Below are 23,875 nucleotides of genomic sequence, written 5' to 3' on the forward strand. Positions count from 1 at the left end.
ATTAGCGCAGTCGCTCAATAGCCGGTAGTGAGTAATACTTATCCGGGTCCGAAGCTTTCAGCGAGTCGAGCTGCTGTTGCTTGTTATCTCGCGCCTGCCTGCTGTAGCCAAACACATCATTATGCGCTGCATCAATGGTCTCTCTGGCTTCCTGCTTACTGATAATACCCAGCGTCTGCCCGGCGTGGATAAAGCCTTCCAGCCTGTACCAGCGGGGTGTATCTTCTTTACCCTGACGGCTCAGCCTGTAGACCTGCAGTAACTCTTCGCGACAATGCGCTAAATACGCTGTTTTATCCATACTTAACATTCCTGTTCTGGCCAGATGACCGACAACGCCGGCCATTGCCTGCACCATCCTTTTTGTTCAATACGTGTTCTGAACACCGCGGCGCGGGGAAACGCCGGGTTAATCATGATTGTTTTCTGCCAATTTTGCTGTAACCCATATGGCGCGTAGTATGCCAATTCATTGTTTTGCAGCCAGACTGCCACACAGGTGGGCAACTCAACCCAGCGGCGGACCCCATCAAACACACTTGTATAAGGCTGATGGCCATGCCGGTGATGCATGCGGGCCTGATTACGCACTTCCCAGTTCGCCTCAGGCACCTTCATTTTGAGCATTTTAGCCAGCTTATTTTCTTTAGCCCGGCAAGTATCTGTTGGATCAAAATAGACCACATCAACATCATTGAGTAAGGTGGCACAAGGGTAATGATGTAAGGCGTCCCAAATCAAATTGCGTAAAAAACCTGCGCCAATCATACCCTGAGGTAAGTCGAGCGATTGCACCGCCTGCAGACATGCCATGCGCAGTGAATTCTGCTTTACCAATTGGGAGGTTTGAATGATAGCCTGCTGCTCAGTCACGGGGGCTCCTGGCGGCGCTGACCAGAGCATTCCATTCTTTTTCACACACTGGCATCACCGACAGTCGATGGCCTTTTTTCACAAGTGGCAATTGCTCTATTTCCGGCATTTTCTTAATAAATTTAAGCGTAAGTATTTGTGAAAATTTTTCTTTGAATAGGACATCCACCCGATACCAGCGCGGATTATCCGGTTCTGATTTTGGGTCAAAATAGGCTGATTCAGGGTCAAACTGGCTATAGTCTGGATAACCAGCGCGAGCGATAGTAGCGATACCGGCTACTCCCACCTCGTTGCAGCTGGAGTGGTAAATCAGCACCTCGTCATCCATGGCCACCTCATCACGCAAAAAATTCCGTGCCTGGTAGTTCCTGACTCCATCCCAGGGCTCGGTCTGATTGGGCCGGGCCATTAAATCGTCAATGGAAAAAGCAGCAGGTTCAGTTTTAAATAACCAATAGGCCATAAAATTCCATATCATTAGATAAAATGAGAAGGATAGCACAACACAATATCCATTAAACTTTCCGTATTTATGCTGACCGCCAGTGGATCTCCCTGGGACGAGTGGTACAATGCCGGCCGTTTTGTACTCTATTGTGACCCTATGCAAGCCACCATCAAAGCCGATCGCGGCCTTTTTTCTTACCCTAAATACTGGCCTCACTGTCTAGGCACGGCACCGTTCCTTCCCATGTCAAAAGCCGAAATGGATGAACTGGGCTGGGACAGTTGCGATGTCATTCTGGTAACCGGTGATGCCTATGTGGATCACCCCAGCTTTGGTATGGCCGTTATTGGCCGGGTGCTGGAAGCCCATGGTTTCCGCGTGGGGATCATTGCCCAACCGGACTGGACCAGCAAAGACGACTTTATGAAGCTGGGCAAACCCAACCTCTACTTTGGGGTGACGGCCGGCAATATGGACTCGATGATTAACCGGTATACAGCGGACAAGAAGCTTCGTCATGACGATGCCTACACACCGGGCAATGTAGGTGGAAAGCGCCCGGACCGCGCAGTAACCGTATATTCCCAGCGTTGTCGTGAAGCATTTAAAGGCACACCGGTTATCGTTGGTGGTATTGAGGCGAGCTTGCGACGTATTGCTCATTACGATTACTGGTCAGAAAAAGTCCGTCGCTCAGTACTATTCGATAGCAAAGCCGACATGTTGTTTTTCGGCAATGCAGAACGGCCCCTGGTTGAAGTAACGCACCGTTTGGCGGCGGGTGAAAATATTGCCGATCTCACCGATATCCGTGGTACAGCCATTATTGTTAAACAGGCACTACCCGAATGGCAGGGCGTGGATTCCACTTCGCTGGATAAACCCGGCAAGATTGATCCTATTAGCAGCCCTTACCAGATGGAACCTGAATGTGATAAAGCTGACCAGGATGCGACTAACGCTGAGGACCAGAATAAGGCCCAACCGATTGTCATCCAGCCGGCGGAGCGCAGAAAGCCGTGGGAGCAGGTTTATGTCAAGCTGCCCGCTTTTGAAACCGTTCGTGATAATAAAATACTGTATGCCCATGCCTCGCGTATTTTGCATCAGGAGGTTAATCCTGGTTGCGCTCGCGCGTTGATGCAGCGTCATGGTGACCGGCACATATGGATTAATCCGCCGGCAATGCCGTTAGAAACCGATGAAATGGACGCGGTTTTTGATTTGCCGTATCAGCGGGTACCCCACCCTGTCTATGGTGATGCTAAAATTCCAGCTTATGACATGATACGGTTTAGTATCAACATTATGCGCGGCTGTTATGGCGGTTGCACTTTTTGCTCCATCACCGAGCATGAAGGCCGGATTATTCAAAGCCGTTCAGAAGATTCAATTATTCGCGAAATCGAGACCATTCGCGACACCGTACCCGGTTTTACCGGAGTTATTTCGGATTTGGGCGGCCCTACTGCAAACATGTATCGTTTGCGCTGTAAAAGTGCTAAAGCTGAAGCGACGTGCAAACGTCCGTCCTGTGTTTATCCAAGTATTTGCGCCCATATGGATACCGACCACACCCCGACCATCGACTTGTATAAACGGGCGCGCGAACTTCCTGGCATCAAAAAGGTGCTAATTGCCTCGGGCGTACGGTATGATTTGGCGGTAGAGGATCCGCGGTATGTTAAAGAGCTGGCATTGCATCATACCGGTGGGTATCTGAAAATCGCGCCGGAGCATACCGAGGAAGGCCCGCTGGACAAAATGATGAAGCCGGGCATGGGCAGTTATGATCGGTTTAAAGAACTGTTTGATAAATACAGCGAAGAGGCCGGTAAAAAACAGTATCTCATACCTTATTTTATTGCTTCGCATCCAGGCACCACTGATGAAGATATGCTGGCGCTGGCGATATGGCTCAAAGAGAACCGGTTTAAACTGGATCAGGTCCAGAATTTTTATCCGTCTCCTATGGCAACGGCAACGACCATGTATCACACAGAAGTGAATAGTCTGCGTAAAGTCAAAAAAGACAGTGAGCATGTCCCTTCTGCAAAAGGTGAAATACACCGTCGGTTACATAAAGCCATGTTGCGTTACCATGATCCAAAAAACTTCGCTCAAATCCGCGAAGCACTGAAGAAAATGGACCGGGAAGATTTGATCGGCCGCGGCCCACAACACCTGGTGCCGCCGGAATCTAAAGAAGAAAAACGCGCCAGGGCACCTAAAGCACGACGCGGTGAGCGCGCGCTCTCAAAGCATACTGGCTTACCACCAAAAGGGTTTCGGGATAAAAAGCGCCGGGGCCCCAGGTCCGATCAGCGCCAGAGCTAATATTTTACCCTTTAAAATATATGCAGGCGCCTGCTGCGCCTGCGATGCTAACATTGCCGGGAAACGCACTCATAGTGTGAAATAGTGTCTACTTCTTTTCTGCAATCCGGTAATATCAGGCTCGCGCTGAGGGCTTGATTAAGGCAAATCACAATGAATATGACTGTTATACTGCCCCTGATAATAGTATGGTGACGTTGTGCCAGTGAACCATCCATTTCAATAGACTTTGCAGTGACCTTCTTGTTGCTAAAACAGAACGGCAAAGATGGTTTCATCACAATGGTAGATAAACATGAAGCTATTATCGAACGTGACTAAGAAATGAACGCTAATAGATATATAAACTGACTATAGATGCCACATTGTGCCTGAACATAGTGCCTCGCTAGACATTAAACGTTTCCACTAAACCAGTTGCTGCATCGATGTAACCAATACGTGAAATCATGTTTCATGTTGTTTATCACCATTTGATACCCTCTTTTGGGAATCGCTTCAATACGCCAGTCACAATCCACAGACACAGACTTCAATTCTTTACGCAATCGGCAAACAAGGTGATTAATCATATCGTCGCTGACAATGTTATGCTGCCATATATGCTGACGAATTTGTTGCCGGGAAACAAAATGATTATCCTGAGTCAGAAAAAGCTCCAGCAATAATGCACACTGAGGAGAGAGCACGCGACGATCACCCTGAGAATTGCAAACGGTGCGTGTGGCTGAATCATAGTTAGGAAAGACGGGGTGCATACTCATGATGGTCCCCTGATATTTAGCTTATAAAGCTTAGCATATAGAATTATTCTTATATTAAATTCTCAGCTTACAATGACAATCTCATGATTAATCATCTGATAAGTAAAAACATTTAATATCATCAAATCTTCATCAATTCATCAGCGCAATTTTTTGAGCAGCGAACTAGCTTTAAGAAGCCTGCGCAGTGGTACCGCAAAGGATCTCAACTAATATCAGCCAAGAAGGAAAAAATTATGATCAGATGTAATGTTGCGTCTGCCGGACTATGTCTGCTTTCTTTAAGTCTTGCGGGACCGTCCATAGCCGAAAGTTATCCTGCAGAAATGGAAAAGGACCTGATTGCTGTATGCCAGCATGCAGGAGAAGATAATAGCCTGAAAATGCATCAAACTGTACGTGGGTTATCCGTGGGAACAAGTCATACCGGCCCTATGTACCGGGTTCTGGTTGCTGGTTTGCGTTGCAATGGAATGACTGTGTCACAATTTGCCAGTTATTACGGTGCGCAGAGCACCTATGACGTGTTAAAAAGGTTTAGTCCGGAAACTTCTGTGGAAATAAAGGATATCCAGATAAGCCGTTTGCCACCGGAAAATATTGTGGTCAGCGTTGCAGCCGCCCGCTAACTACCATCAGTGAGATGCAAAAAAGGCGTCACGATGAGAAGGCGTCTTTTTTATATATGATAAAAACACACAGATACTACCTGTTTCTTAACGCAGCCGGCGTTAATCCGGTCCAGCGTTTAACCGCCCTTCGAAAATTTGCCAAATCAGTAATCGCCATCTTCAATGCACTCAGCTCGTTACTCATCTGACAATCTTTAAGTAAAAATACCGCCTGCTCGCGGCGATATGCATCAACAAGCTGTGAAAATGATACGTCCAACTCATGTAGCCTACGTTTAAGCGTGGCCACGCTGATACCACATAGTTGTGCTGCGTCTGCTGCGCTGATTTGTGGGGTTTGCTCAAGCAATAAACGAATTGCCTCGGGCAGCAGCACCCCCCGTAGATATGTCTTTTTATAATGTCCAATAACCGCGTGTCTCACATACGGTTCATATTTTTCGAATCTCGCATTAACCGCTGAACGGTCGAAACGGACTGAAAAACTATCTTGCTCAAAAAAGAGGTTTCTGCCCAGATGCATCTCATAGTCAGCCATCTGGCGTGGTCGATGGAAGGGGAAGTGAAAAGTAAGGCCCAGACGTGACCCAGTCCAACGTTTACTGAGCGCATAGAGTGCGGACATAACGATTTCAGCTTTGCAGACCCAGTTTTGATAGCTACCAGCTGGATCGCGCATGATCATTACAAGCTGGCTATCCTTCCGATAAATTGCAAATGCGACTATCGGGCAGACCAGGTGCATAAAATGGGAGGTAATTCTTATTACCTGATTGAAATCCCGACAATATTCTAATCCTCTTAGTAACCCGCCGTAGTGTGAACTCGCAAGTGCCTGACCAACCTGAAAACTAAAGTCTGTTCCTTTACACAATTTATGCGCATTGGCTATCAGTTTTGTCAGTTGAGAAAAAGAAATACACTCAGCTTCCTGTAGCGCATTTTCAAAAACCCCGGTCCCTCGTAATAGTCGGTGGCCGTCTATCTGACGGGCCCTACAGACATCCATAATAGCCTTGGCGATAGGAGAGCCAGGAATTGTTCGCGCGTCCGGCGCTATCAATGCATGAGTTAAATTCCTTCTCATGCCACTGATATCTCACAGTGGGTCAGTTTAAGATTGAGTCTGGCAAGTAGTTCATCAACATCATGCTCTGGTCCGCATTCGATTACCGCGGTCCGAACAGATTGAAAAACGGCAGTTGTGTTGGTGGCTATTCTGAAGGCCAAATGGTTAACGGAGTTCTGAATCTGAGAGGCCAGCTCATTAGCCGCGTGCAATTCCATATCTGGTAACAGGATCACGAATCGGTCACTGGCATAGCGACAAACAAGATCCTCATGCCGAACATGCATAACCAGCAGGCGCCCTACTTCCTGCAATAAACGGTTACCTTCAAGATGACCAAAACGTGAGTTGAAGCGGGAAAACTGATTAATATCCACCATTAAAATACTGGCATGAACCAAGCGCCGTTGATAATCAGCGGCGCGGTCGCAAAAATAAGCAGCAGGATAAAGCTGGGTGACGGTATCTATGTTTTCATGATCGCGATAATAACTTTCTCTTCGCTGAAGCTGAACATTGAGCGCCAGTTGTTCCCTATGCCAGAACACCAGGGCCACAGTCATTATCACCATACCCGCCGCCGCAGGAACTGATTCAATCATGCCTAACCACTGTGATGCCAAAGGGTAATAAAAGAGCTCATCGAGTAAATCCAGTAGTGCGGTAAATGCCAGACAATTAAGCCCCGCGACCATCAACGTTGTAACCTTGCCCGCTGGTCTGCTTACGATTACAGCGATAATCCATGTCGCGGCAAATATAAAAACACTCCCCTCAGCAACAATATCCAGCCAGTCAATGTGCGCAAGCTGTTTGGTTATACCATGCGACAGGACCAAAAACAGGGCCAAACCTTGCGCCACAATAGTGCCGCCACTCAGATGAATTCGCTGGTTGAACCTTCGGTGATAAACGTTAATGTGTGTCATCAATGTCATGCTGATTACTTAATTTTTATAATGATTTACAGGGTCATTCTGGCTCAGCTATATGACATTCTGATGGCAAAAGCCCTCCCGTAATGTCAAAAAATTTTATTTTTTCAATATTAATCAGTTAGATAACGACCAGGTCAATTTGGCTCAGTATTTTTTCAATACGGGGAAATAACCGTAGAATCAGCGTTTTATCACTACCTCGTCATAAGGTAGTCACACAATAGTCATTTATCCTTCTTAGCTTACCCACCATCAATTGCACACCTACGTTAGGAAGGATTTATTTTTATGCTTCGACTTTCGCGCATTGCTTGTCACTGTTATGCAATCTTAGGCCTTGGGGCTGCACCGTTTTTTGTTAATGCCGGCGAGATTAACGGTCAGCTTACTAATGATGATAATTCACGGGTTTTTGCTGGCGCGCAAATTCGTCTTCAAGAGCTGAATCTTACGACAACGTCTGGCCGCGACGGTAGCTTTAGGTTCCCCTCTTTACCTGCGGGCACATATACATTGAAAGCGAGTTACCTTGGTGCTGCGCCAGTGACCCAGCTAGTTACACTGACAGATGATCAAACAGTTACCCCCGTTATAACGCTGAGCGAAAATACTAATTCATTAACTGACATTCTTGTGCGTGGTCAACGCAGCGGCCAGGCTTCAGCGATTAATAAACAGCGGGTATCGTCTCGTATATCGTCTATTGTCTCTGCAGACGCAATTGGCCAGTTCCCAGACCAAAATGCAGCAGAAGCGCTACAACGTTTGCCTGGCATATCGCTGGAGCGGGACCAGGGCGAAGGCCGGTTTGTTGGTATCCGTGGTATTGACCCAAACCTTAACAATGTCACCATAAATGGTCTCAATATCCCCTCTCCCGAGTCAGGCGTTCGCTCCGTGGCCCTGGATGTAATCCCGTCAGAATTAATCCAGACCCTTGAAGTTTCAAAGTCAGTTACACCGGACATGGATGCAGACGCTATTGGTGGCGCCATCGACGTGAAAAGTGTCAGTGCCTTCGATTATCCTGGTTCAACGGCCAGTGTGACGGCACAGGCCAGTCAGAATCAACTGGTTGACAAAACCAGTCCTAAATTATCAGCTAAGATGACCAAAAAGTTCAGTGACTCAGTAGGGATTGCTGCTGCGCTGTCCTGGTTTGATCGGGATTTGGGCTCCGACAACATTGAGAGTAACGGTGAAGACGAGCTGGAACAGCGAGAATACAATATCAACCGTGAACGGCTTGGTGGTGCAGTCAACCTTGACTGGCGACCTGATTTTAACAACCAGTACTTTTTGCGCACGCTATACAGCCAGTTTGCCGATGACGAATACCGACAGGCAAATATCTATAGTTTTGAGGGTGAGGATTCTCAGATAGAAAGAGAAAGTAAGGACCGATACGAAGAACAGTCGATTTTTACAGTAAGTGGCGGTGGTGAACATCAGTTAGGCGTATGGCTGATTAACTGGCAACTTGGCTATGCAAAATCTGACGAAGATGAGCCCGACGCTTTGTATTATGTTTTTAAGACTGACAATGACAGTATTACAACAGATCTAAATACCCAAATCCCCGTTGTCACCCAAAATGCTGCGGCTACTGACCTTTCGACATATGAGACCGATGAAGTCAGCTTCGAAGATAATTACACCAAAGACACAGAAACCAGTATTAAAATCGACGTTATTCGACCCTTAGTGATTGCTGGCGTAGAAACCGAGCTGAAGTTCGGTAGCAAATACCGCATGAGAGAAAAGAATCGCGACAGTCAGGTATTTATTTACGATGATGGTTTTAGCGATATGTCTGCACAGCAATACGCAACAGGCAGTCCTGACTGGCAATTCGGCGATTTTGGACCCGGTCTTGACCGTCAGGGTATGCGGACTGATTTTAATAGTAACCGGCAACAGTTATCACTGGCAGCGCTGGACTCAGAAGTTGAATCTAACGGCGCCTCCTATGTTAACAACGAAGACATATTTGCCGCGTATGGAATGCTGACCGCACAGTTTGAAAAGTTGCAGATCGTGGCGGGCTTACGTTATGAACACACCGACTTCAGCACCGCAGGAATGCGTGTTGAATTGGTTGAAAACGAACAAACTGGCGAGGAAGGCGTTCGGAATACGCCATGGTCGACGCAACGTGACTATGACTACCTGCTGCCCAGTATCAATTTGCGCTATGACCTGACCGATAAGGTATTACTTCGCGGAGCGTACACCCAGACACTCGCACGTCCAAAATTCGAAGATGTGGCTGCATTTCAGATAATTCAAAGTAGTACTGAAGAAGATGAAGGCGCCTTTGTTACCGAGCGCGAGGCGGAAGTGGGGAACCCGGATCTTCAACCCTATGAATCGAGTAATTTTGATTTATCAATCGAGTATTATCCTGGCGCTGTGGGGGTATTATCGGCGGGATATTTTTATAAGGATATAGATAATTTCGTGGTGTTCGCCGATGTTGCCGGAACCAGTGAATGGGAAGGATTTGACGAGGTGATTCAGCCGGTCAACGGAGAATCGGCGAGTCTGCAGGGCGTGGAGCTGTCCTGGGTAAAGACATTCAACAACGGATTGCTCCTGTCAGCAAATGGCGCCATCACAGATTCAGAGGCAACCACACTGCTTGATGGTGAATCATTTAAAACCCGCCTGCCTAATCAGTCTGACAAAATCGGCAACCTGGCCGTAGGCTACGAAAATAACACCGTTAGTCTGCGGCTTACACTGGCATACAAAAGCGATAACTTTGAAGAGCTTGATGGCGAGATGCTGCGCATCGAAGACAGTCATCAACAACTCGACTTTACCGGAAAATATTATTTCGATGATTCTATGATGGTGTACTTCAACGGCGTTAATCTGACGAACGAGCCCTATTATCATTACTTTGATCAGCCAGACAGAAATGCCCAATACGAAAAGTATGGTCGCACATTTGAAGTTGGCTTTACCTGGCGCATGTAATACCGCAGGTACGTTTCACTTGGTTACTTTTTAGTTAAGGGCGCTGAAAAGCCCTTTTTGCCCCCCCCCCGGTTACGGCTGGTTAACACAGGATTTTATTGTTTATATGTTACGCATTCTTATTTTATCCCTAGCATTAGCTTACTCATCATCGCAGGCTGCGCCTAGGGTTTCAGTGACTAACCCGCAAGGGGCAGCAACCATTGCCGTATTCCCTATCGCGGGCCAACAGCTCACCCCGCTGACCATTAATAAGGAATTGTTTTATCTGGTAACCAGCGAATCGGAGGGGTTACTTTTCACCGATAGCGTGGGTAGGACACTGGCCAACTATGAGGGTGCCTATTCGCAAACTGATATTCGGATACACAATTCCGATCACGCAATCATAGCGGCGCTGGATACGAATACCTACGCAATCGACATATTGAGTTTTGATATCTCGGCCAGAACCTTCAGCGCAGTAACCACTCTGTCTTCAAAAGATGCTGACCTGGAGTCGGTTTGTATGGGACGCAACAACCAGGCTTTTGATGTGGTGGCTACCGACGCCAGGGGCCGCCTTCATCAGTATTACTTCAATGGCAAATCGTTACAATTAGTCAAGACGATGAATACCGGAGCCGGTATCACATCTTGTCAAATTAACGAGAGTGAGAAACAACTTGTGCTGGCTGATGAGAATCTTGGCTTGCTGTTTTACTCATCGCAATGGGAAGCGGATGAGAGCCGGGCGCTGTACCGGCCTGAAGATATAACAGGTTTTGAAGGTGTAGCAACATACAACGATGGCACCGTAGCGGCGGCTTCTCCTCAATCGTCAAGCATCTGGCTTTATTCAAACGGGCAGTTTTCCGAGCAACCACTGAAGACAACCGGGCACACATACGCCTTCGAATCGGTTCGCTTGAGCCGTCTGGGCGAGTTTCTGGTTGCCGGCATGTACGATGATGATAGCGAGAAACTTTATACCGCTCAGTTTAGCAACAATGAAGTAGAAAAAACGTCACAGCGGGATCAAGTAGATGCATCACTGACCGCCTTTGCGCAGACGGATCCCGTGGCTCGTTTTGGCGACGCGGCGGATGATCCAGCTATTTGGGTAATAGACGCCGCGCCAGAAAAATCCGTTGTAATAGGTACGGATAAGAAAGGCGGCCTTGAATTATATGACCTCCAGGGCAAACGTCTGCAGCGGCTTGACGTCGGACGGGTAAATAATGTGGATGTTCGGACGATGACATTATCCGACGGTTCATTTCAACCGATGGCGGCAGCCAGCAACCGTACCAGCACAACAGTAGATATATTCTGGCTGGATACAGATAGTCGAAAGGCAAGCGTCGGTCCCAAAATTGCGACCTCTCTGAACGATATTTATGGCCTTTGCCTGTACCAGCATGCAGAAGGCGTAGATGTGTTGGTAAACGATACAGACGGCAATTATGAGCGGCACAGATTATCGAGCTCGAAGCAAGATTTTTCGGCTAAGCGAATCGAAACGTTTTCTGTGCCCTCACAGCCCGAAGGCTGTGTGGCCGATGATGAAAACGGCGTGTTGTACTACGGAGAAGAAGCAGCCGGGATTTGGAAGCGATCGCTGGTAGATAAAGACGCTGAGCCTGAGCTGATTGCCAAGGTTAATGATAAGGTCCACGCCGATATTGAAGGCATGGCTCTGTTTGATGTGGACGGTGAACAGTATCTCATTGCTTCCAGTCAGGGCAATCATCGCTACGCAGTTTACGCAACTCGCGACAATGTCTTGCTTGGTACATTTAACATTACCGCAGACGTGGCAGCAGGGCTGGATGGCACATCTGAAACCGATGGCCTGGAAATAACCTCGCGGGCCCTGGGCTCCCAATTACCTAATGGCTTGTTAGTGGTGCAGGACGGCCACAATGTACTGCCCTCTGATAATCAGAACTTTAAGCTAGTCGATGCCAGATACGTGGCTGAATTTATTCGCAACCGGCGTTAACTCTGATAGTCCAGCGGCAAATGCCTGACCGCCAGTAAAACCTGGTCCGTTATTTACTGAGTTACTGTGCCCAATGGCCGGTAACTCAGCCAAATTATATTGCATAGCATTTTGCAGCAAGCATTCTCACCAGCGCCAACCATGATGCAACTTTGACATACCTGATTAGACACTATTGCGTTTATTCGCTATTGCACAATTCCCACACATTCCCTTTAAACTGATTTGTCGTTTCTTCTGGCGATAACAAAAAGAAACGTGCCAACGAATGCAAAGCCTGCCAGCGTCTGCCATTGTGTCGCACTGGTCTGTGTCGCTAACCAGAAGCTAAGTATCATTGCAATGGGTACGGCAATTAACATTGTCGTGTTAAAGGCCGAATAACCCGCACGTTGGCGCAGAATTGGCAGAGCGATGATCGAGGAGATATAAGCGAGCAATCGTGCCAACGTACTTACCGCAGCAAGCGCTAAAAAATCATCCCAGAGTGAGAACAGAATCGCGCCTATCCCGAAGAAGATAATGGCGTTGGCCGGTGTCCCCCAGCGGGAGACCCTTCCAAACCAGGCTGGTAACAACCCATCGTCTGCTAGTGCTGGTGGCATGCGGCTCGCTGACGTGTGACCTGCTGTTAGATTAGCGAGCACACTTACAACAATAGTTGCTGCGATGAGCAATGCGCCGATATCGCCTCCGTACTCGCCGGCTAACGCAGTCAGTGGCGCCTTGGCTCCCGTTCCCGCGATGACACTGTGGCTGTAAGCCCATTGCAGTCCAAAATAAATCAATGTGACTACAGCGAGGCCAGTGGTCAGTGCACGTGGCATGGCACGTCTGGGATCGTTTGTTTCACCGGCCGGGATAGTTGCATTTTCAAAGCCGACAAAAGCATAGAGCGTTGCTAACGCAATACCTTCTACCGCACTAAACGTTGGCAATATCACGTCACCGTTATTTGCAGCGGCGCAGATGCCGATGGACATCAAAATTAATAACGGCAATAGCTTAAACAGCGTCATGGCACCTAGTACGGCAACCACTTTTTTTATACCAACAACGTTGATAATGGTAAGTCCACCGAGCACACCGACAATCAATACCGTTTTTGCCGTCCCCTCGCCCACAACGGGCCAAAGCGCCGCCGCATAAGCCACCAACACAAGTACATTGGCCCCCTGGCTGATTAATCGTGCCGCAAAGAAGGTCCAGCCAACTATAAAACCTGGATAAGCACCAAACGCATCTCCCACATAACGTTGTGGACCGCCCGAGCGGTCGGTGAGCCTGGTGAGCTCGACAAAGCAAACTACAATGGCCATAACAAGTATTCCACCAATCAATAACAACCAGGGCGCAAATGTGCCAACGGCTGCATGAAGTGCTTCGGGGAGCCCGAAAATACCGGCACCAATCAGACCATTCACCACTATGAAAAAGACCCCGAACATTCCCATGTCACGGCGATATTTTGAATTTTGATCAGTCAAACAATCTTTCCACTTTATATCTCAAAAATCACTAACTTAACTGAATTATTATTCAAAGTCCGTTTAATAATTCTATTTTGTATATTAAATGTGGTGTTACTGAATAGTCATTCTCTGATCTTTCGCAGGAAGATTTTTAAGCTTCAACTCTCTACTTCACAATTTATGAGATATCACCATTAACCGCGTTTTATTTTTGGTCAGGTTATATAAGAGTGGCTTTTTTCGCCGGGCATCACCGCCATAGTATCTCTTACGGGTTAGCAACACGGTAACATAATAAGTTTGCATTCTTAGCCGTTGAAGTTGCGCCTCTGGCGCCCAAATTGAGATAAGCGCTAATAATCCTGGTTTTTCAATTCTCACAAATGACTCACCGGACCCTTTACTATTTAGCTATGAGATTGATAGTGAAAGGAGCAGGTTTGAACCAGTACGTTAGCAGGGAGAAAACAACCGCGGGTTGGCGGGTTTTTGAAACATAGTCAGCTCAGCAGAAATGCATATTATTGGACTTTCAGACAAACAAGATATGGCCTAAACAGCTTGAGAATTATCGTAAGTAAGGATCGTCTGACAATTACAGACCTTACAGCATTTGTCTTTTCGAACAATAAAAAACCCGCTATATAGGAATACAGCGGGTTTTGGTTAAAGCAATTTACAATACTTTTTAACCGTTACCTTTGTTGAACAGCCCTTTTAATTTTTCCTGTGCTTTCTCTTTCAGCTTGTCAGTTTCTTTCTCAAGTTCTTGTCTGGCTCGGGCTTTGAGTTTTTCACGGGCTTGCTGCTTAGCCTGTTCAATGGCGTTATCCAACAGACTTTCCATAATGGCGCCGCCTACCTGATCGGCCGGCAACCCATTCGGTTGTCCTACCGGTCCGGCATTAAAGGTGGGTAACGTTATCTCGTAAGATTTTTTATCAATCTGCAACTCACCGGTCTCCACAGCTTCAAAGTTAAGCCGCAAGCGGGCATTGCTGATAGTGACGTTTTCCACTATTACCCGCGGCATATCTTTATCACCCTGCGGCTGTTCCTGTTGTTCGCCAGCAGGTAAATTGTTTTGCAGGTTATTTTTAAGGACCAGTAAGTTGCTCTGATTTTGCCCGTTCATTTCATAAAGAATATCCGGAGCGTCAATCGTTACATTCTGAACCACATAAGGCTGTGAGGCTAATGCCCCTAAATCAAAGGATAATGCATTCATGGCCATCGCAGTATCGTCTGAAAAGCCATCGGGATTAGCCACCTCAAGACCTGTGATGTTCATCTTCGCGTCGCTGTAAGCAATTTCAACACTGGCAACTGAAACCTCAGCCCCCATATATTCGCTGCCCTGCTGCTCAAGTTGAGTACGTATGAAGTCGCCTGCCCCGCTCATGACATACCAGACTGCCCCAACGATGAGGACAATCACCACCAAAAGTATGGTTAACACTTTTTTCATTACTTATTCCCTTATCGAGTGCTGAATTAGTTAGTTAGCTAAAGTAACCCTATTCAGATCAAAATGGTAGCGTCTGGTATGCAACCTCGACGGTTCTTTTTATTTGCGAAAACAATGCCGGCAGGCGCCGGCATTTTTCACATTACGGATGCATATCTTTTTCGCTAAAAAATAGCGAATAAAGAACCGGCACCGCCACCAGCGTAAGCAATGATGCAAATGTCAGCCCTGCCATGATGGTCACTGCCATACTGGCAAAAAATGCATCCCACAAAAGCGGTAACATACCCAACACAGTGGTAAGCACTGCCAGCATGACTGGCCGCAGTCGGCTTAGACTGGCACCGGTGATGGCATCGTGCAGATTATCCGCTGTTGTACGACGTATATCAGCCTCATCCACCAGAACAATAGCATTTTTTATCAACATCCCGGACAGACTCAACAAGCCCAGCAATGCGGTGAAGCTAAATGGCAAACCGGTCAGCAGTAAACCCGCTGTCACCCCGCAAACAGACATAGGGACGATAATCCATATTAACGCTGCTTGCCTGAGGGCATTGAACAGCAAAATAGTGATTAATATCATGGATAAAAAGCTAATGGGTAGCTTGGTTGCCAGGCCTGCCTGCGCTTCCCGGGAGCTCTCATATTCGCCCCCCCACTCCAGTGCGTAACCTGGTGGCAGCGCCATCGACTCAATTTGTTTAACCACCGTGGCCCGTGCGGTAGCCGCGGTAAGATCACCCACCGGCTCGGCTTGCACGGTTAAGGTTCTGACTCGATTTCGGCGATGAATAATGCCATTTTCAGAATGCACCTCGAAATCTTTGACCACTTGCCTTACTGGTATAAAGGTTTGCTCCGCGTCACTATAAATCAGCCGGTCTTCCAACCAAGACATACTTCTGCGTTCTCCAGCAGGCGGGCGGATGACCACCGGCACCTGTCGGTCCTCTTCGCGGTAGACGCCTACCCGCTTTCCGACGGTAGCAAATTCCAGTGAGTCAGCGATGTCCGTACGCGATAGACCTGCAATCCGCGCCTGCTGCTCATCGATAACAGGTCTGACAATAACTTCACGCTGCCGCCAGTTCTGGCGTATGTCTGTAATACTGTCAGATGCGTACATAATATTTTGCGCTTTTTGCCCCAGCGCTCTTAACACTTCCGGATCACTACCCATAAACCGCGCTTCTATCTTGGCACCTTCGGCAGGACCAAAAAAGATACGACGGGTATAGACTTCAGCCTGCGGATGAGAGCGGTTGATGCGTTCACGTAATGCTTTCATAATCGCAGGGATTTGCTCACGCTGTTCAGTACGCACAATAAACTGGCCATACGCAGGGTTTGGCAATTCAGGGGCATAAGTCAACATAAACCGGCTGGCTCCCATGCCAATCAGGCTGGTCACGCTCTCAACACCAGGTTGCTGTAAAATTGTTGCTTCGATGGCTTTCATATCATCTTCCGTAGCACGAATATCACTGCCTTGAGGCAGGTAATAATCAACATAGAAGATCGGCGTATTGGAAGGTGGGAAAAACGATTGCTTAACCCAGCCAAAGCCAACCACTGCGGCTGCGGTAGTCATTACAAGAAACACGATGGTCAGGCGCCGGTGGCGTAATGCGCCGCTCAATAATTTTTTATAGGCTCTGAACCCACGGGTATCATAAATATCTTCGTCGGTATCACCACTTTGCGCCTTAAATAAATAATGACCCAGTAAGGGAGTCACCGTCACGGCCAGCACCCAGCTCAGTAACAACGAAATCAGTATCACGGCGAACAATGAGAACATGAAATCGCCGGTAGTATCCTGCGATAACCCTATACCGGCAAACGCCAGGATGCCGATAACTGTCGCCGCCAGTAACGGAAACTGGGTTTGCTGAGCGGCTTCTTCAGCGGCCTCAACAGAATTTTTTCCCTTTTGACGGTTAAGCAGCATGGATTCACCGATTACAATAGCATTATCCACTAGCATGCCCATGGCAATGATCAGTGCGCCCAGAGAGATCCGCTCCATCTGAATGGAGAATATCCACATAAACAATACGGTGCCTAGCACGGTAAGCAGCAGAGTACCGCCCACCACGACACCGACACGCCATCCCATAACGAATAGTAATACTGCCACCACAATGGTGACTGAAGCTGCAAGATTAACCAGAAAATCCTGTATAGCCTGATCCACAACCTTGTGCTGTTCATAAATTGGCAATATTTCCACACCCAGCGGTAGTTTTTCGCGCAGTGTATTTAAGTGGGAAGTAACCCGATTACCGATATCTACAATATTTTTATCACTACGCCCGGCGATAGCCAGGGTAAATGCCGCCTCGCCATTGTGACGAACCAGTTGCGTGGGGTTTTCGGTCTCTGCCCGGTACACGTCGGCAATATCGCCGATATGCAATTGTTCTGTGGTTCCTGGTATACCGAATTTCAGATTCCGGATAGTGTCAGCAGAATCATCACTGGGAGGAATCACCAGGCGGATGCGCCTGTCTTCCACTCTGACACTACCGGTATCGGCAATAGCACTTTCTGTCTGGAAAACGCCGGCTATTTGATTAAGAGAAATGCCCAGGCTGGCAAGCTTTTCCTGAGTCACCTCGACATAAATTGTTTCCTCAGGCACCCCGCCAAGCTGGGCCCGTGTAACCCCAGGCACAGTAAGCACTTCGCGTCTTAAACGCGATGATAATTCTCTTTTTTGTTTATGTGAAAAACCCTCTGCGATAACGGCGTAGTACATGCCGTAAACATCACCGAAGTCATCGTTCACCACTGGTTGCCGGGCTCCCTGAGGCAATCTCATCGTGGCTGCTTCCACCTTACGTCGCAACTCATCCCAGGCCTGTGGCAGCTGTTCACCTGAAAAATCATCGCGCAGTTTTATGGTAATTTGCGACTGGCCCGGCAGAGAACGTGAAGTAATGTCACCAAGTTGACTGAGCTGCTGGATACGGGACTCCAGTTGTTCAGTTACCTCTTCTTCAACTTCTTCAGCGGTAGCGCCGGGATAATCAGTGGTAATAATCGCCTGCTTTATAGCAAAAGCGGGATCTTCGAGTTTGCCAATTTCGATAACCGCAAAGATACCGCCGACGAAAAATATCACCATTAGCAGCCATACGGTGAGGGGATTTTTAATTGAATAGGTTGCTATTTTCATAACACCGGCTGCTCACTGTCAAACGGTCTGACTTCCATCTCATCTTGCAACTGGCGGATACCCGCTGCGATGATTTTTTGTCCCGCCGAAACGCCACTGATAATTCGCGCCTGCTCATCGCGGATAACACCTACCTCTACCGGTTGATAAGTTACCGTTTGGGTTTTCTCATTATATAACCAAAGCGCAAACTCGCTATCACCGGAGGTATCTACCGCTGTCAACGGCACCCACCAGCTGTCCGCTTCGGGGCGCTCAATTTCTATCCGTGCAGTGAGTACCATACCCGGGAGAAGTTCAACCCCTTCAATCCTTGGTAATTTAAATGTGACCCGGTACGTCTGTGTGGCTTCGTTGACCTCTGTGCGATGCTCCAGATAGCTTAATGTGACAGGCTTGCCATCCTTACCGGTGACCTTCTCGCCTGCATTATTTTCCAGATAAACCTGGTAATGGGGAGCTTCTTCAACGGCCATGCGCATCATGCGTTCGGGTACGTTAACATGCACGCGCAGGTAATTTATATTTTGCACACGAAGTACGGGCTGATTGGGTTGAACATAAGAATGCTTTTCTACCAGGCGGTTGGTGATCAATGCATTAAACGGTGCATGAAGCTCGGTATATTCCACGTTGATCTGTGCATTCTCAACAGCGATTTCGGCATTTTCAAAATTGGTTTTTAAGCCATCGAACTCAGAATCACTGATATAAGATTCCTTTTTCAACTCTTTGCCCCGTTCAAAATCTGACATGGCCTTGCGCAACGAGGATTCTGCCTGACGCAAAGCAAGCTCGTAATCCTGAGGATCCAGAGCAGCAAGTAACTCACCTTCTGGTACTACTATACCCTGCCGTTCCACTAGCTGGTTAATCCGACCTGCCACCTGAAACGATAAATCCACGGTGCTCAAAGCATCCACACGTGCTACAAACCGCCTGGCTGTTGGCTGCACATCGGCTCCTACTTCATGTAGCTGAACCAATGGTTTGGCGCGGACGTTTTTCTCAGCAGCCTCCTTTGAGCAGCCGGTTAAAATTAAACAGCCAGCGAGTAGCCACATCGCAGATCGTAAGAAATTATTGTTCACGGGGGGTATCTCCTAAAGACTCAGCCATTTCAATCAGTCTATGGCGAATCGCTTTGCGTTCGGTTTCACTAAACGGGCTCACAGATATCAACTCCTGAAAGCTCAGGCCATCGGCTGCCAGCCATAGTAGCAAGCTATCGAAGTAATAAGCGTCATCTGCTTTGAGCTCATCCACGAATTCCTTAAAGCGCTGCTGAATAGGCGCCATCAGTGCATCTCCTTCAGTGGCGGCCACCAGCAATATGCGCGCATAATCCAGATTAACGTGATTGTGAATTTGTTCTCTGCTTTTCAGCACTCGGGTAATGGGTAACAGATTATCTTCCTGAGCAACGATATCGTCTTCATAGCACTTGAAGGTATCCATCATGTTCGCCAGTAGCGCTTCCAGTAATGCCTCTTTATTTTTGAAGTGATGCATTACGCCGCCTTTACTCATCCCACACTTTTCAGCGACCTTGTCGAGGGTCAGCACTTTGGGCCCCTGATTGATGGCAATATCAATAGCCGCATTGACGATACGACTACGGGAATTTGTTTTATCGCGGGTCATAGCTTCTCCAAACAAACCAACCAACCAACCAGTCGGTTTTTAAATCATTCATACAGAAATGTCAATTTTTACTGCAGCAGAAAGAGTATTTTGTCGTTGTTTATACGCCTCTGCATTAACTAAAGCGCGGCAGGTATCGCTTTTTCCCCACAAAAAAACCGGCCATTGGCCGGTTTTTCTAAGAGTGAGCTAGTTACGCCACTTCTGACATATCTTCCTGACTTTCATGGGTAAGGAGATATTCAAAGGCTGCAAGTGATGCTTTTGCCCCTTCACCTAAAGAAACAACGATTTGCTTGTACGGGACAGTAGTAACGTCTCCGGCAGCAAATATGCCCGGTTCAGACGTATTACATTTCTCATCAACAATGATTTCACCATACTGTGTCAAATCTAACGTTTCCGTTAAGAATTGGCTGTTGGGTATCAAACCAATCTGTACAAATACCCCTGCCAGCTGTTGTCTGTGCACTTCTTCAGTTTCACGATCCTGATACTCAATCGCTGCAACCTTGCCGTTGTCAGCGATGATTTCTTTCGTCGCTGCATTACGGATAATTTTCACGTTGTCACGTTTTTCAGCCTGGTCCACCAGCACTTTATCGGCCTTCAATTCGGGCATAAATTCAAAGACGGTTACCGACTTTACGATACCAGCAAGATCCAGTGCCGCTTCGATACCAGAATTACCACCACCGATCACTGCCACATCCTTGCCTTTAAAGAACGGGCCGTCGCAGTGAGGGCAATAAGCCACCCCGTTGCCCACATTTTCTCTTTCACCGGGTATTCCTAACTCTTTCCAGCGAGCACCTGTGGCAACGATAATAGAACGCGTCTTAATAGTCTCACCCGATGACAACGTAATCGTCTTAATATTACCCTTTTCAATCTTTTCGACACGTACGTGTTCTTTAAGGGAAATATCATAGTCTTTCATATGCTCAGCCAGATTACCAACCAGCTCTGGACCAGTGGTTTTAGGCACAGAGATCAGGTTTTCTATACCCATAGTATCTTTCACTTGGCCACCGAACCGATCTGCAATCATCGCCACCTGTAAGCCTTTACGGGCACTATAGATGGCAGAACTTACTCCGGCAGGGCCACCGCCAATAACAGTTACATCCTGAACCGGCAGACTCTGACCTTTATTGGCCTCTTTCAGACCAGGGTCGCGCTCAATCAGCTTGTCGATCAAGACTGCTGCATCGACTTTGCCATTAGCAAATAACTCACCATTGAGATATACCGCCGGCACGCCCTGAATATCACGTTCTTCGACAACATTCTGATAAAGGCCACCGTCAATCATTTCTGTTGTGATTTTAGGATTAAGCAAGGCAAACTGATTTAATGCCTGCACGACATCCGGACAGTTATGACAACTTAAGCTGATGAAGACTTCAAAGTTAAGTTCTTCATCGACACCTTTAACGATACTTTTCAAACTGTCATCTATCTTCAGCTCTGAGCCGCCTGACGCATGAAGCATAGCTAACACTAATGAATTAAACTCGTGACCAGCTGGAATACCCGAAAAACGAATACCGGTGTCGTCACCGTCTGCTTCAATCATAAAGCTTAGCGAGCTACGCAGGACGCCATGGGTATCTCGCTCTTCAAAGTGAATGTTTTCGCTTACGCTGGCGATGTCAGACAGAAACGTCACGAGTTCGTCACGCTTGCTGTGTTCGCCAACCTGAAGCACAAACGTTACCTCTTTTTTCATCGACTCAGCATAGCCTTTCAGCGCTTGCAATATTTCTTTAGTTAACACGTTGAATCTGCCTCTTTTAAAATGAGTTTAAATTGGTGCGGGTATATACCCGCACCATGTAGAACACAATCTGATTTAGATTTTGCCTACCAGGTCTAGAGAAGGTGCTAGTGTTTCTTCACCTTCTTTCCATTTAGCCGGGCAAACTTCACCTGGGTGCTCTGCAACATACTGTGCTGCTTTTACTTTACGGACCAGGTCATCTGCATCACGGCCAATACCTTCTGATGTGATTTCCATTGCCTGAACGATTCCGTCCGGGTCAACCACGAATGTAGCGCGGTCAGCAAGACCCATGTTTTCACGCATACAATCAAAATTGCGGGTAATTTCGCCGGTAGGGTCACCAATCATTGCAAATTTGATTTTGTTGATAGTATCTGAAGACTGATGCCATGCAGCATGTGTAAAGTGCGTATCTGTAGATACAGAGAAGACTTCAACGCCGCGTGATTGCAGTTCTTCATACTTATCGGCAATATCACCCAACTCTGTTGGGCATACAAATGTAAAGTCAGCTGGATAAAATACAAATACAGCCCACTTTCCCTTAATATCTTCGCTGCTTACTTCAACAAATTCGCCATCTTTAAATGCATTTGCTTTGAAAGGTTTGATAGCAGTGTTAATCAGTGCCATTGTTAATCTCCATCTGGTTAAATTTATAGTGAACATTTACCCGAGGGTAAAAATCACTGTGTTTACGGAATATGTAGAGTGTCGGTTTCGTTTATATAAGCCAACGCCCCTTTAAGTTGTATCTAGAATAGCTAAACAGCTAACAAAATGATAATTGGTAAATTTGAATACCTTGATTATATTTTGCGATTAATAAATCGTTTTTTGCGCGGATTTATTGAACTACGAATAATGCCAGAATAGATCGGCTTATGCAACGGGAGGAAAGCTGTGCCTACATCACCCTGTACGCTTATGAAGGAAAGTCGAAAAGACTTCATCATCCGGCATATTCGCAGGATCGATGCTCAGGACCCTACTCCTATGCTGAGCAAACATGCCAAGATGGGCAATAATCCTTTCGCTTTCTATCGGGGCACGGCACAACTTTTCTATGCTGACTTGCAGCGAAATAGTCTCAACCTACCATCAGCCTTGGATGCGTTACCGCTGACCTGCATCACCGGAGATTGCCATTTATCTAATTTTGGCTTTGTTACAGAAGAAGGCTCCCATGGCGACTCGGTGATATTTACCCCCAACGACTTTGATGATGCCTGTGTAGGTTTCGCCCACTGGGATATATTACGCTTTCTGATTTCATTACCGCTGGCTGCTGAATTTTGCAATGGTATTGTAGGTGACCGCTATTCACATCCCAATAATGGCAGTGTAAAGCCCGTAATCTCTGATCAGCAGGTTGCGGAGGGAATGTCGTTGTTTTTAAAAACGTATAGCGAAACTTGTGCTTCACTGATTGATAACCCGCAATTACGTCACTCAGCTATCGATCAGATACCTGAAGATACCAAGTTGCACAAGTTATTCAGAAAAGCGAAAAGCCGTGCCGCCGGTGGGACAGATTTTGTGACAAAAAGTGCATTGGCAAAAGCGATTTACATGGCCGAGGATGGGTTGGCGTTTATCCCTGACACCGACAAATTTTCTACGCTGGCGCCATATTATTATCGTGAAGTCGAATATGCCTTCGCCCCGTTTATGGATGATAAGATAATTGACATCGTCAGCCGTAATAATGCTGGTACTGGTTCTGTGAATATGGCGCGATTTTATTTTTTGGTAGGGCCGGCGAAACCACATAATCAAGAAAGTTTTTCCCGCTGTCATATCGTAGAGGTCAAACAACAAAGAGCGGCTGCACCACTTTATTATTTCAATGACTTATCGCCCATCAATCGGCTTAATCCCGCTCACCTGACCGCCAGATGCCAGCGTAAAATGGAACGTCGGCCCGATTTATTGTTGGACGAAGCACTGTGGCAGTCGACTCACTATCTGGTTCGTTCTCGTCACCATGCCCGAGTGGGAGTTGCTCCTGAGGATGTAGCGATGGGAAGAAAAAATGTTAACGGCGGATTTGCAGCATTTACGCAACTGTGTGCTAAAGCACTGGCTACTGCTCATGCCAGGGGAAATCGGCGCTCAGACCGTTTTGAACAAAAAATTTGTGAAATACTTCCCGCGCATGTTGACGCGTTAACAGACAGCGCGGTTCTTTACGCCAGGCAGGTACTGGAGGATTATCAGCTGTTTACTGAAGCGCTAAACAGTAAAGGCCTGGATGAAAGCAACGACGATGAAAAATAAGCAGTCAG

18 protein-coding genes are annotated in these 23,875 nt (G+C 47.2%); 5 read left to right on the top strand and 13 right to left on the bottom strand.

Going from position 1 to position 23,875, the window contains the following annotated elements; all coding sequences use genetic code 11:
• Position 1: 1 nt before the first annotated feature.
• Genes F458_RS0103315 through F458_RS0103325 form a run of 3 tightly spaced genes read right to left on the bottom strand, consistent with a single transcriptional unit; the run spans position 2 to position 1,339 of the window.
• Positions 2-301, bottom strand: coding sequence for a hypothetical protein (locus F458_RS0103315; protein WP_018981957.1), 300 nt, complete (start codon positions 299-301; stop codon positions 2-4).
• Between the two features lie 2 nt (positions 302-303).
• On the bottom strand, positions 304-873 hold the full coding sequence (locus F458_RS0103320; protein WP_018981958.1) for a nucleotidyltransferase family protein: 570 nt from the start codon (positions 871-873) through the stop codon (positions 304-306).
• Complete coding sequence (locus F458_RS0103325; protein WP_018981959.1) at positions 866-1,339, bottom strand: EVE domain-containing protein; 474 nt, start codon at positions 1,337-1,339, stop codon at positions 866-868. Before F458_RS0103325 ends, F458_RS0103320 begins: the two co-directional genes overlap by 8 nt.
• A 141-nt stretch (positions 1,340-1,480) precedes the next feature.
• Between F458_RS0103325 and F458_RS0103330 the strand changes: the two genes are divergently transcribed.
• Positions 1,481-3,661 (top strand): YgiQ family radical SAM protein, encoded by a 2,181-nt coding sequence (locus F458_RS0103330; protein WP_083928581.1) that lies wholly within the window; start codon positions 1,481-1,483, stop codon positions 3,659-3,661.
• Between the two features lie 395 nt (positions 3,662-4,056).
• Here F458_RS0103330 and F458_RS0103335 read toward each other — a convergent pair whose 3' ends face one another.
• Entirely contained in the window at positions 4,057-4,425 is a 369-nt protein-coding gene (locus F458_RS0103335) for a winged helix-turn-helix domain-containing protein (protein WP_018981961.1), read from the bottom strand.
• 236 nt (positions 4,426-4,661) lie between these two features.
• Here F458_RS0103335 and F458_RS0103340 point away from each other — a divergent pair, with 236 nt between their 5' ends.
• The gene (locus F458_RS0103340) at positions 4,662-5,054 is read left to right on the top strand and encodes a DUF3718 domain-containing protein (protein ID WP_018981962.1); all 393 of its coding nucleotides are present in this window, start codon (positions 4,662-4,664) and stop codon (positions 5,052-5,054) included.
• A 76-nt stretch (positions 5,055-5,130) separates the two neighbouring features.
• On the opposite strand, the gene F458_RS0103345 is transcribed toward F458_RS0103340, so the two are convergent.
• Positions 5,131-6,144 (bottom strand): AraC family transcriptional regulator, encoded by a 1,014-nt coding sequence (locus F458_RS0103345; RefSeq protein ID WP_083928570.1) that lies wholly within the window; start codon positions 6,142-6,144, stop codon positions 5,131-5,133.
• Complete coding sequence (locus F458_RS0103350; protein WP_083928571.1) at positions 6,141-7,064, bottom strand: GGDEF domain-containing protein; 924 nt, start codon at positions 7,062-7,064, stop codon at positions 6,141-6,143. Before F458_RS0103350 ends, F458_RS0103345 begins: the two co-directional genes overlap by 4 nt.
• Before the next feature lie 288 nt (positions 7,065-7,352).
• Here F458_RS0103350 and F458_RS0103355 point away from each other — a divergent pair, with 288 nt between their 5' ends.
• Positions 7,353-10,046, top strand: coding sequence for a TonB-dependent receptor (locus F458_RS0103355; RefSeq protein ID WP_018981965.1), 2,694 nt, complete (start codon positions 7,353-7,355; stop codon positions 10,044-10,046).
• A 106-nt stretch (positions 10,047-10,152) separates the two neighbouring features.
• Positions 10,153-12,030 (top strand): phytase, encoded by a 1,878-nt coding sequence (locus tag F458_RS20020; protein WP_018981966.1) that lies wholly within the window; start codon positions 10,153-10,155, stop codon positions 12,028-12,030.
• A 215-nt stretch (positions 12,031-12,245) separates the two neighbouring features.
• Here F458_RS20020 and F458_RS0103365 read toward each other — a convergent pair whose 3' ends face one another.
• From F458_RS0103365 to ahpC, 7 genes are all read right to left on the bottom strand, one after another.
• A complete protein-coding gene (locus F458_RS0103365; RefSeq protein ID WP_018981967.1) occupies positions 12,246-13,517 on the bottom strand; it encodes an APC family permease in 1,272 nt (423 codons plus the stop codon).
• Between the two features lie 673 nt (positions 13,518-14,190).
• On the bottom strand, positions 14,191-14,970 hold the full coding sequence (locus F458_RS0103370) for a DUF748 domain-containing protein (protein WP_018981968.1): 780 nt from the start codon (positions 14,968-14,970) through the stop codon (positions 14,191-14,193).
• A 142-nt stretch (positions 14,971-15,112) separates the two neighbouring features.
• Positions 15,113-18,157, bottom strand: coding sequence for an efflux RND transporter permease subunit (locus F458_RS0103375; protein ID WP_018981969.1), 3,045 nt, complete (start codon positions 18,155-18,157; stop codon positions 15,113-15,115).
• Complete coding sequence (locus tag F458_RS0103380) at positions 18,154-19,248, bottom strand: efflux RND transporter periplasmic adaptor subunit (protein ID WP_018981970.1); 1,095 nt, start codon at positions 19,246-19,248, stop codon at positions 18,154-18,156. Before F458_RS0103380 ends, F458_RS0103375 begins: the two co-directional genes overlap by 4 nt.
• Entirely contained in the window at positions 19,238-19,801 is a 564-nt protein-coding gene (locus F458_RS20025) for a TetR/AcrR family transcriptional regulator (protein WP_018981971.1), read from the bottom strand. The genes F458_RS0103380 and F458_RS20025 overlap by 11 nt, the downstream gene beginning before the upstream one ends.
• A gap of 193 nt (positions 19,802-19,994) precedes the next feature.
• Complete coding sequence (gene ahpF / locus F458_RS0103390; RefSeq protein ID WP_018981972.1) at positions 19,995-21,581, bottom strand: alkyl hydroperoxide reductase subunit F; 1,587 nt, start codon at positions 21,579-21,581, stop codon at positions 19,995-19,997.
• Positions 21,582-21,656: 75 nt separating this feature from the next.
• Entirely contained in the window at positions 21,657-22,214 is a 558-nt protein-coding gene (gene ahpC / locus F458_RS0103395) for an alkyl hydroperoxide reductase subunit C (RefSeq protein WP_456300015.1), read from the bottom strand.
• Between the two features lie 276 nt (positions 22,215-22,490).
• Between ahpC and F458_RS0103400 the strand changes: the two genes are divergently transcribed.
• On the top strand, positions 22,491-23,867 hold the full coding sequence (locus F458_RS0103400) for a DUF2252 family protein (protein ID WP_232362625.1): 1,377 nt from the start codon (positions 22,491-22,493) through the stop codon (positions 23,865-23,867).
• Positions 23,868-23,875: the final 8 nt, after the last annotated feature.

Origin of the sequence: Salinimonas chungwhensis DSM 16280, from assembly GCF_000378185.1 — a bacterium.
GTDB lineage: Bacteria > Pseudomonadota > Gammaproteobacteria > Enterobacterales > Alteromonadaceae > Alteromonas > Alteromonas chungwhensis.

Coding starts and splice junctions, on each gene's coding strand:
- F458_RS0103315 (WP_018981957.1), bottom strand. CDS start 301: ATGGATAAAACAGCGTATTTAGCGCATTGTCGCGAAGAGTTACTGCAG.
- F458_RS0103335 (WP_018981961.1), bottom strand. CDS start 4,425: ATGAGTATGCACCCCGTCTTTCCTAACTATGATTCAGCCACACGCACC.
- F458_RS0103370 (WP_018981968.1), bottom strand. CDS start 14,970: ATGAAAAAAGTGTTAACCATACTTTTGGTGGTGATTGTCCTCATCGTT.
- F458_RS0103375 (WP_018981969.1), bottom strand. CDS start 18,157: ATGAAAATAGCAACCTATTCAATTAAAAATCCCCTCACCGTATGGCTG.
- F458_RS0103350 (WP_083928571.1), bottom strand. CDS start 7,064: ATGACATTGATGACACACATTAACGTTTATCACCGAAGGTTCAACCAG.
- F458_RS20020 (WP_018981966.1), top strand. CDS start 10,153: ATGTTACGCATTCTTATTTTATCCCTAGCATTAGCTTACTCATCATCG.
- F458_RS0103340 (WP_018981962.1), top strand. CDS start 4,662: ATGATCAGATGTAATGTTGCGTCTGCCGGACTATGTCTGCTTTCTTTA.
- F458_RS0103330 (WP_083928581.1), top strand. CDS start 1,481: ATGCAAGCCACCATCAAAGCCGATCGCGGCCTTTTTTCTTACCCTAAA.
- F458_RS20025 (WP_018981971.1), bottom strand. CDS start 19,801: ATGACCCGCGATAAAACAAATTCCCGTAGTCGTATCGTCAATGCGGCT.
- F458_RS0103355 (WP_018981965.1), top strand. CDS start 7,353: ATGCTTCGACTTTCGCGCATTGCTTGTCACTGTTATGCAATCTTAGGC.
- F458_RS0103325 (WP_018981959.1), bottom strand. CDS start 1,339: ATGGCCTATTGGTTATTTAAAACTGAACCTGCTGCTTTTTCCATTGAC.
- F458_RS0103345 (WP_083928570.1), bottom strand. CDS start 6,144: ATGAGAAGGAATTTAACTCATGCATTGATAGCGCCGGACGCGCGAACA.